This is a genomic window from Acidovorax sp. KPB24-07 (assembly GCF_057543315.1).
This window is the reverse complement of record NZ_BAAJYS010000144.1, coordinates 1-9,187: the sequence shown is the minus strand read 5'-3', so window position 1 is coordinate 9,187 and position 9,187 is coordinate 1. Positions and strand designations below refer to the sequence as shown.

Here is a 9,187-nt window from a genome sequence, read left to right as displayed (position 1 = left end):
GGGTGGCGCAGGCATCGCAGACGCGCCGCGCGGGCCAGGCATGGCAGACGGCGCATTGGCTGGGCACGGCACCCAGGGCCGCGCCCAGCCAATGCGATATCCCTGCAAGGTGCCTGTGGAGCATCGACTCAATATACTCGCCGCGACCCCCGTCCCCCACGATGCCAGAGCACCTTCCCCCCACCATCGACCCGCCCGCCGCGGCCCGCTGGCATGCCGCCGCCCCCGCCATCTCCCCCTGGCTGCACGAGGAGGTGGCCCGGCGCATGGACGACCGGCTCCAGTGGATCCGCCAGGCCCCGGCCGCCTGGTGCGACTGGGACCCGGTGCGCGGTGGCCTGCAGGCCCATGCCCTGGTGCGCCAGCGTTACCCCCAGGCCACCTGCCAGGTGGCGGAAACGGCGGTGCGCCGCCAGCCGGTGGCCGAGCAGGCATTGGGCGCGGCATGGTGGAGCCCTTCGCGCTGGGGTGGGCGTGCTCCGAAGTTCGGCCTGCCGGCGGACGGCAGCGTCAACATGGTGTGGTCCAACATGGCGCTGCACACGGCCGCCGACCCGCAGCGGCTGATCGGCCAGTGGCACCGGGCACTCGCCGTGGACGGCTATCTCATGTTCTCCTGCCTGGGCCCCGACACCGTGCGCGAACTGCATGCCGTCTACGCCGAACTGGGCTGGCCGCCCGCCGGCCATGCCATGACGGACATGCACGACTGGGGCGACATGCTGGTGCAGGCCGGGTTCGCCGAACCGGTGATGGACATGGAACGCATCCGGCTGACCTTCGCCACCCCGGCCCGGCTGCTGCAGGAACTGCGCGAACTGGGCTGCAACCTGCACCCGGCGCGCTTTCCCGCGCTGCGCGGGCGGCGCTGGCGCGAGCGCCTGGAACAGGCGCTGGCCGACCGCCTGGCCGACCCCAACGAGGGCGGCCAGCTGGCGCTGACCTTCGAGATCGTCTATGGCCACGCCTTCAAGCCGGCGCCACGGTTGCGGGTGAGCGAGAGCAGCGCCGTGTCGCTGCAGGACATGCGCGCCATGCTGCAGGGGGCGAGAAAGTTGGGCGCCTGAGGGTGTTTTCCCGGGGGCAGGGCCCCCATGATCCGTCGCAACAGCAGGCTACAATTCTTGGCGGTGCTGTTCCGGAACTTCTGCTGCGCGGTGCGATCCCTGCGGCCCCGCCGGGAGACCACCTGTCGGTGACAGGCTCTGCGGTCGGCGCGAAACCTTCCAACCTTCTCATGGTTTGTACGGGGCTGTGCAGCGGATGTCGCCGCGGCCCTTGCAATCGGGCCACGGGAACGGCATGCTGCACGGTGCAGGGCACGCGCCAACCCGCGCGGGCCTTGAAGGTCAGGAGACAAAAAGCGAAGCACCGCCGGTGCTCCGCATCGATGAAACCGGGTTCATGTGGAACCCAGCCGCGCTGAAGGGCTCGGGCATTGCGCCCCAAGGCCCGGGCACGGTCTGGATGTTGGAATTCGCATGGCTTTGTGCGCCGCCCCGACCCCACGCGGGGGCGCCCAGGGATTGGTTAATTGAGGCTTAGAAGTGAGAACTATGAAGAGCATTTCCAACAAGCTGGCTTCTTTGCTGCTGATGGCGGGTGCATGGGTGGGCACCGCAGCCCACGCCGTGCAGGATCTTCCCGGTGGCCCGGCCGTCAACCAATTGAATCTGGCGCCTCCGGTCACCCGCATCGCCGAGGAGCAGCAGTTCCTGCACTGGATGATGCTCATCATCTGCACGGTGATCTTCATCGCCGTGTTCGCGGTGATGTTCTATTCGATCTGGAAGCACCGCAAGTCGCGCGGCGTCAAGCCGGCCAATTTTCATGAGTCCGTGACCGTCGAGGTCATCTGGACCATCGTGCCCTTCATCATCGTGATCCTCATGGCGCTGCCCGCCACCAAGGTGCTCGTGGCGCAAAAGGACACCACCAACGCCGACCTGACCATCAAGGTCACCGGCTATCAGTGGAAGTGGGGCTACGACTACATCACCGGCGAAGGCCAGGGCCTGGCGTACATCTCCACGCTCGACAGCAGCCACCGCCGCATGTCCGACAGCGGCAACGTGAGCAACGCGCCGGCCGACTACCTGCTCAAGGTGGACAACCCCCTGGTGGTGCCCGTGGGTAAGAAGGTGCGCGTGATCACCACCGCCAACGACGTGATCCACTCGTTCATGGTGCCGGCCTTCGGCATCAAGCAGGATGCGATCCCCGGCTTCGTGCGCGACACCTGGTTCCGCGCCGACAAGGTGGGCGACTACTACGGCCAGTGCGCCGAGCTGTGCGGCAAGGAACACGCCTACATGCCCATCCACGTGAAGGTCGTCTCCGCTGCCGACTACACCCAGTGGGTGGCGGGCGAGAAGAAGAAGGCCGCGGCCAAGCTGGACGACCCGAGCAAGGTGTGGACGCTGCAGGACATCCTGCCGCGCGGCGAGAAGGTCTATGCCGCCAACTGCGCGGCCTGCCACCAGGCCAACGGCAAGGGCGCGGGCCCCATCAAGCCGCTGGACGGCTCCGCCATCGTCAAGAGCGACGACCACACCCAGCAGATCCACATCGTGCTCAAGGGCGCCGCCAACGGCGCGATGCCCTCCTGGGCGCAGTTGAGCGACACCGATCTGGCGGCCGTGGTGAGCTACACCAAGAACGCCTGGTCCAACAAGACGGGGCAGATCGTGCAGCCGTCCGAGATCCTGGCCCAGCGTGGCAAATAGCCACCCACGCCCCAACGCACTGAGGAATCCAAGATGAGCGCAGTTCTCGACAACCACGGTCACGCGGGCGGCCACGCACACGACAGCCACGGCGATCACCACCACCACGGCCCGACGGGCTGGCGGCGCTGGGTGTTCGCGACCAACCACAAGGACATCGGTACGCTGTACCTGCTGTTCTCGTTCACCATGCTGATGGTGGGCGGCATTCTGGCGCTGCTGATCCGCGCCGAGCTGTTCAAGCCCGGCCTGCAGCTGGTGAACCCCGAGCTGTTCAACCAGCTCACCACCATGCATGGCCTGATCATGGTGTTCGGCGCCATCATGCCGGCGTTCGTGGGCTTCGCGAACTGGATGATCCCGCTGCAGATCGGCGCATCCGACATGGCCTTCGCGCGCATGAACAACTTCAGCTTCTGGCTGATGATCCCGGCGGCCATCATGCTGGTGACCTCGTTCCTCATGCCTGGCGGCGCGCCGGCGGCGGGCTGGACGCTGTATGCGCCGCTCACGCTGCAGATGGGCCCATCGATGGATGCCGGCATCTTCGCGATGCACATCCTGGGGGCCTCGTCCATCATGGGATCGATCAACATCATCGTGACCATCCTGAACATGCGCGCACCCGGCATGACGCTGATGAAGATGCCCATGTTCGCCTGGACCTGGCTCATCACTGCCTACCTGCTGATCGCCGTGATGCCCGTGCTGGCCGGCGCCATCACCATGACGCTGACCGACCGCCACTTCGGCACCAGCTTCTTCAACCCCGCTGGCGGCGGCGACCCGGTGATGTACCAGCACATCTTCTGGTTCTTCGGCCACCCCGAGGTGTACATCATGATCCTGCCGGCCTTCGGCATCATCAGCCAGATCGTGCCGGCGTTCTCGCGCAAGCGGCTGTTCGGCTATGCCTCCATGGTGTATGCCACCTCGTCCATCGCCATCCTGTCGTTCATCGTGTGGGCCCACCACATGTTCACGACCGGCATGCCCGTGACCGGCCAGCTGTTCTTCATGTACGCCACCATGCTGATCTCGGTGCCCACGGCCGTGAAGATCTTCAACTGGATCGCCACCATGTGGCGCGGCTCCATGACGTTCGAGACCCCGATGCTGTTCGCCGTGGGCTTCATCTTCGTGTTCACCATGGGCGGCTTCACCGGGCTGATCCTGTCGATGGCCCCCATCGACATCCAGCTGCAGGACACCTACTACGTGGTGGCCCACTTCCACTACGTGCTGGTGGCCGGCTCGCTGTTCTCCATGTTCGCCGCGTACTACTACTGGGCGCCGAAGTGGACCGGCGTGATGTACAGCGAAACCCGGGGCCGCATCCACTTCTGGGGCTCGCTCATCACGTTCAACGTGACGTTCTTCCCCATGCACTTCCTGGGCCTGGCCGGCATGCCGCGCCGCTATGCCGACTACCCCATGCAGTTCGCCGACTTCAACATGCTGGCCTCCATCGGCGCGTTCGGCTTCGGCCTGATGCAGGTGTACTTCTTCCTGTTCATCGTGGTGCCCGCGATGCGCGGCAAGGGCGAAGTGGCGCCGCAGCGCCCGTGGGAAGGGGCCGAGGGCCTCGAATGGGAAGTGCCTTCGCCGGCGCCTTTCCACACGTACGAGACGCCTCCGAAGCTGGACGCCTCGGCCACCCGTGTGATCGGCTGAGGAGGGCCTGGCATGACCCCCGAGCAAAAGAAGTCCAACCGGCGCATGGCGCTGATCCTGGCCTCGGTGGCCGTGGCCTTCTTCGTCGGCTTCATGGTCAAGATGGCCTGGCTGGCCCGCTGAAAGCCTGGACGCGCCATGGGCATGTTCCGCACTGAAAACGCCAAGATGGTGGGCAAGCTGGCCGTGATCTCGGTCGGCATGTTTGCCTTCGGCTACGTGCTCATTCCCATCTACAAGCACATCTGCGAGATGACCGGCATCAACATCCTGTCGCTGTCCGAGCGGCAGGTGCCGGGCAACGGGGTGGCGGGCCGCGATGTGAAGGTGCCCGCGAACACGCAGGTGGACAAGAGCCGTACCATCACCGTGGAGTTCGATGCGAACGCGCGCGGCCCGTGGGACTTCAAGCCCGCGCAGCGCTCGCTGCAGGTGCACCCGGGCGAGTTGGCCACGGTCATGTACGAGTTCCAGAACGTGCAGAACCGCCGCATGGCCGCGCAGGCCATCCCGAGCTACGCACCGCGGCAGGCGGCCGCGCACTTCAACAAGCTCGAGTGCTTCTGCTTCAACCAGTACGTGCTGGAGCCGGGCGAAAAAAAGCAATGGCCCGTGGCGTTCGTGATCGACCCGCGCCTGTCCAAGGACGTGACCACCATCACCTTGTCCTATACCTTCTTCGAGGTGGGCGGCAAGACGCCGCCCGCGCCGACCGAGCCCACGGCCGCGCTGCCCGCCGGCGTGGTGCCGCAGGGGGCCGGATCGTGAGCCCGCGCACCCCCGGCGAATCGCCGGCGCGCCGCAAGGGCTCGCTGCTGCGCACCGTGCGGGCGGTGGCGTGGTCGTTCATCGGCCTGCGCAAGGGCTCGGAATACCAGCAGGACGTGGAGCGGCTGAACCCCATCCACATCATCGCCGTCGGCCTGGCCGCGGCGCTGCTGCTGGTGGTCGGGCTGATCGCGCTGGTCAACTGGGTCGTCTGATGGACGGCCGCAGCCCGACGGATAACAACGATTTGAGATTCAGGAGCTGACATGAGTGCATCTACCCCCGGCACGACCCCGTACTACTACGTGCCCGCCGAATCGCGCCATCCGGTGATGGCGGCGGCCGGCCTGTTCTTCGTGATCCTGGGCGCGGGCCAGTGGGTCAATGGCCATGACTGGGGCAAGTATTCGCTCGCCCTGGGCATGGTGTGGTGGCTGTTCGTGCTGTACCAGTGGTTCCGCGATGCCGTGCGCGAGAGCGAGGGCGGCCTGTACGGGCACAAGATCGATCTGTCCTACCGCTGGAGCATGAGCTGGTTCATCTTCTCGGAGGTGATGTTCTTCGGCGCCTTCTTCACCGCTCTGTGGTGGGCGCGTTCCCATTCGGTGCCGGCCCTGGGCAGCCTGGACAACGCGCTGCTGTGGCCCGATTTCAAGGCCGTGTGGCCCAGCATGGCGGCGGGCATGACCGCATCGCCCGCCGGCATCGTGGAGCCCTTCCAGACGGTCGGCCCGTTCTGGCTGCCCACGATCAACACGGCGCTGCTGCTGACCTCCGGCGTCACGCTGACCATCGCGCACCATGCGCTGCGCGAAAACCACCGCGGCAAGACCATCGCCTTCATGTGGGCCACCGTGCTGCTGGGCATCGTCTTCCTGTGCGTGCAGGGCTACGAGTACTACCACCTGTACACCGACCTGAACCTCAAGCTCAGCTCCGGCGTCTTCGGCTCCACCTTCTTCATGCTGACGGGCTTTCACGGCTTTCACGTGTTCGTGGGCATGCTGATGCTGCTGTTCATCACGCTGCGCCTGCAAAAGGGCCACTTCACGCCGGAAAAGCACTTCGGCTTCGAGGGCGCCGCCTGGTACTGGCACTTCGTGGACGTGGTGTGGCTGGGCCTGTACGTGCTGGTCTATTGGCTGTAATCCAGGCCCCTCGGCGGCCCGACGAAAAAAGCGCCGCAGGGCGCTTTTTTTGCGGCGGTGCTCCGGTGCCCGCCGCGGCCCGTGGGCCATGCCGGGCAGGCCGGGTGGCGCTCAGCGCGTGGCCGGCAGTCCGGTGGGCTGGATGTAGCCCAGCTTCCAGGCGGCCAGCAGGCACAGGAAGAGCAGAATCGACAGCCCCACGCGGACGGCGAGCGCGCGGGCCATGTGGCCGCTGCGGGCTTTGTCGTTGCGGCCGTTGCGCATCATGAAGAACAGCGCGGAACCGAGGCTCGCCAGAATGGCCAGGAAGGCCAGCACCACCACGTATTTCATGGAGCGCATTATCCCGTGACATCTGCAAGACGCCGATTGGGCCTGCAATTTTGGCTGGTCAGCCTGGCCGCTGTGCTGGCCATGGCCGCGACCGCGTCGCTCGGGCGCTGGCAGCTGTCCCGCGCGGCGCAGAAGGAAGCCTTGCAAGCCGCCATCGACGCGCGTTCGGCCCGGCCGCCATTGGAGGGCGCCACGCTCGCGGCCCTGCCTGCGGCCACGGGGCCGGACGACCCGCTGGTGCACCGCCGCATAGTTATGCGCGGCCGCTGGCTGCCCGCCCATACCGTTTTCCTGGACAACCGGCAGATGCAGGGCCGGCCGGGGTTCTTCGTGCTCACGCCGCTGCAATTGCAGGGCAGCGCCACCAGCGTGCTGGTGCAGCGCGGCTGGGTGCCGCGCAATTTCCAGGACCGCACCCAGTTGCCCCAGATCCCCGCGCCGGTGGGCTACACCGAGGTGGAAGGCCGCATCGCGGCGCCGCCATCGCGGCTGTACGAAGTCGGCGCCACCGGCAGCGCCGAGGGGTCTTCCCGCATCCGGCAAAATCTCGACCTGGCAGCCTATCGCGGCGAGACCGGCCTGGCCCTGGCGCCACTCACCGTGCTGCAGACGGGGGGCGCGAGCGACGGGTTGCTGCGCGACTGGCCCGTCATCGACGCCGGGGTCGAAAAACACTACGGCTACGCCGTCCAATGGTTCGGGCTTTGCGGCCTGGTGGCAATCTTCTATGTCTGGTTCCAAATCGTCCGACGCTTCCTTCGCCCACGCCGCCAGCCTGCCGCCTGACGCGCCCCAGGGCGCCCACCCGCTGGGCCTCACGGTGCACAGCCTGCCGCCCGCGGGCGGGGCCATGGCGGCCGTGCAGCAGTCGCGCCAGGGGCGCTGGAAGATGCTGGGCATCCTGCTGGTGTGCGCCGCACCCGTGGTGGCCTCGTACTTCACCTACTACGTGCTGCGGCCCGAAGGGCGGCGCAATTTCGGCGAACTCATCGCCCCCCAGCGCGCGATGCCGGCGGGCATGGCGACCACCGCTCTCGATGGCGCTCCCGGTCGGCTCGACCAGCTGCAGGGCCAGTGGCTGCTCGTGAGCGTGGCGCCCGGCGCCTGCGGCACCGCCTGCCAGAACCATCTGTATCTGCAGCGGCAGCTGCGCGAAAGCCTGGGCAAAGACAAGGACCGCATCGACTGGGTCTGGCTGGTGACCGATGGCGCCGCGCCGCCGCCCGAGATCCAGCCGGGCCTGCAAAAGGCCCAGGTGCTGCGGGTGGATGCGCAGGCGCTGTCCGCGTGGCTCGCGCCCGCCACCGGCCACGCGATCGAAGACCATCTCTACGTCGTCGATCCCATGGGCCACTGATGATGCGTTTTCCGGCGGGCCTGGACGCCGCCGGGGCCGCCAAGGCCAAGCGCGACCTGGAGCGGCTGATGCGCGCCTCGGCCTCGTGGGACCAGCCCGGCCGCACCGGAGCGCCATGATGCAGGACGCCCAGCCGCTGTACGACCTGGCCCCGCTCGCCCGCATGGTGCTGCTGGGCGCGGTGATCGCGCTCGGGCCGCTGGCCTGGGTGTGGCTGCGCAACCGCGGCACCTCGCGCGTGCGGCGCCTGCAGGCGCTCACCGTGCTGACCCTGTTCCTCACCTTCGATCTGGTGCTGTTCGGCGCCTTCACCCGGCTCACCGATTCAGGCCTGGGCTGCCCCGACTGGCCGGGCTGCTACGGCAACGCCAGCCCGCTGGGCGCGCATGCCGAAATCTCCGCCGCCCAGCAGGCCATGCCCACCGGCCCGGTCACGCACGGCAAGGCCTGGGTGGAGATGATCCACCGCTATCTGGCCAGCGGCGTAGGCATGCTCATCATCGTGCTCACCGTCGGCGCGTGGTGGCAGCGGTCGCGTGCGGCCAGGCGCCAGGGCCTGCCGCCCGCCCTGAGCCCCTGGTGGCCCACGGCGACGCTGGTGTGGGTGTGCCTGCAGGGCGCATTCGGCGCGCTCACGGTGACCATGAAGCTCTTTCCCGCCATCGTGACGCTGCATCTGATCGGCGGGCTGGTGCTGTTGGCGCTGCTGTGCGTGCAGGCCGTTCGCGAGACGCACGCTGCGCGCGGCGTCTTGCCCGTGGCATTGGGCCGGGGCCTGCGGGGCCTGCTGGTGGCGACCACTGTGCTGCTGGCGGTTCAGATCGTGCTCGGCGGCTGGGTGAGCACCAACTATGCGGTGCTGGCCTGCACCACGTTCCCCACGTGCCAGGGCAGCTGGTGGCCCGACATGGCCTTCGGCCAGGGCTTCGAGATCTGGCGGCCGCTGGGCCTGCTGCAGGACGGCAGCCACATCACCTTCGCGGGCCTCACGGCCATCCACTATGCGCACCGGCTGGCGGCCTACGCCGTGCTGCTGGCCCTCGGGCTGCTGGCCTGGCGCCTGCACCGTGCCGCGCTGCTGCCGGCCCAGGCGCGCTGGATCGCGGGCCTGGCGCTGATGCAGTTCGCCACCGGCCTGTCCAACGTGGTGCTGGACTGGCCCCTCGTGGCCGCCGTGCTCG

10 protein-coding genes and 2 pseudogenes are annotated in these 9,187 nt (G+C 67.6%); 10 read left to right on the top strand and 2 right to left on the bottom strand.

The features are described 5' to 3' along the window. Positions 1 to 124: pseudogene (locus AC27IQ_RS14725) on the bottom strand (ComF family protein); the annotation flags it as partial. Between the two features lie 37 nt (positions 125 to 161). Between AC27IQ_RS14725 and AC27IQ_RS14720 the strand changes: the two are divergent. From AC27IQ_RS14720 to AC27IQ_RS14690, 7 genes are all read left to right on the top strand, one after another. Beyond that, entirely contained in the window at positions 162 to 1,067 is a 906-nt protein-coding gene (locus tag AC27IQ_RS14720; protein WP_487089905.1) for a methyltransferase domain-containing protein, read from the top strand. Positions 1,068 to 1,556: 489 nt separating this feature from the next. Next, positions 1,557 to 2,726 carry a cytochrome c oxidase subunit II gene (gene coxB, locus AC27IQ_RS14715; protein ID WP_272565032.1) on the top strand — a complete coding sequence of 390 codons (1,170 nt, stop codon included), beginning with the start codon at positions 1,557 to 1,559 and terminating at the stop codon, positions 2,724 to 2,726. Positions 2,727 to 2,759: 33 nt separating this feature from the next. Further along, positions 2,760 to 4,400: a cytochrome c oxidase subunit I gene (gene ctaD / locus AC27IQ_RS14710; protein WP_272549039.1), complete on the top strand. Its 1,641-nt coding sequence runs from the start codon at positions 2,760 to 2,762 to the stop codon at positions 4,398 to 4,400. 12 nt (positions 4,401 to 4,412) lie between these two features. Continuing rightward, positions 4,413 to 4,523, top strand: coding sequence for a cytochrome oxidase small assembly protein (locus tag AC27IQ_RS14705; RefSeq protein WP_272549038.1), 111 nt, complete (start codon positions 4,413 to 4,415; stop codon positions 4,521 to 4,523). Between the two features lie 21 nt (positions 4,524 to 4,544). Continuing rightward, a complete protein-coding gene (locus AC27IQ_RS14700; protein WP_372588226.1) occupies positions 4,545 to 5,168 on the top strand; it encodes a cytochrome c oxidase assembly protein in 624 nt (207 codons plus the stop codon). After that, complete coding sequence (locus tag AC27IQ_RS14695; protein ID WP_284429362.1) at positions 5,165 to 5,383, top strand: DUF2970 domain-containing protein; 219 nt, start codon at positions 5,165 to 5,167, stop codon at positions 5,381 to 5,383. Before AC27IQ_RS14700 ends, AC27IQ_RS14695 begins: the two co-directional genes overlap by 4 nt. Before the next feature lie 51 nt (positions 5,384 to 5,434). Next, positions 5,435 to 6,316: a cytochrome c oxidase subunit 3 gene (locus tag AC27IQ_RS14690; protein WP_272565029.1), complete on the top strand. Its 882-nt coding sequence runs from the start codon at positions 5,435 to 5,437 to the stop codon at positions 6,314 to 6,316. A 111-nt stretch (positions 6,317 to 6,427) separates the two neighbouring features. Here the strand turns inward: AC27IQ_RS14690 and AC27IQ_RS14685 are convergent, their stop codons facing one another. Next, positions 6,428 to 6,658, bottom strand: a complete 231-nt coding sequence (locus AC27IQ_RS14685; RefSeq protein WP_272549034.1) for a twin transmembrane helix small protein — start codon at positions 6,656 to 6,658, stop codon at positions 6,428 to 6,430. Positions 6,659 to 6,664: 6 nt separating this feature from the next. Here AC27IQ_RS14685 and AC27IQ_RS14680 point away from each other — a divergent pair, with 6 nt between their 5' ends. From AC27IQ_RS14680 to AC27IQ_RS14670, 3 genes and pseudogenes are all read left to right on the top strand, one after another. Then, on the top strand, positions 6,665 to 7,435 hold the full coding sequence (locus AC27IQ_RS14680; RefSeq protein ID WP_487089904.1) for an SURF1 family protein: 771 nt from the start codon (positions 6,665 to 6,667) through the stop codon (positions 7,433 to 7,435). After that, a pseudogene (locus AC27IQ_RS14675) lies at positions 7,377 to 8,125 on the top strand (hypothetical protein). The gene AC27IQ_RS14680 and the pseudogene AC27IQ_RS14675 overlap by 59 nt, the downstream one beginning before the upstream one ends. Next, positions 8,125 to 9,187, top strand: a 1,063-nt coding sequence (locus tag AC27IQ_RS14670; RefSeq protein WP_487089903.1) for a COX15/CtaA family protein, incomplete at its 3' end; no start/stop codon positions are given. The pseudogene AC27IQ_RS14675 and the gene AC27IQ_RS14670, both read left to right, overlap by 1 nt.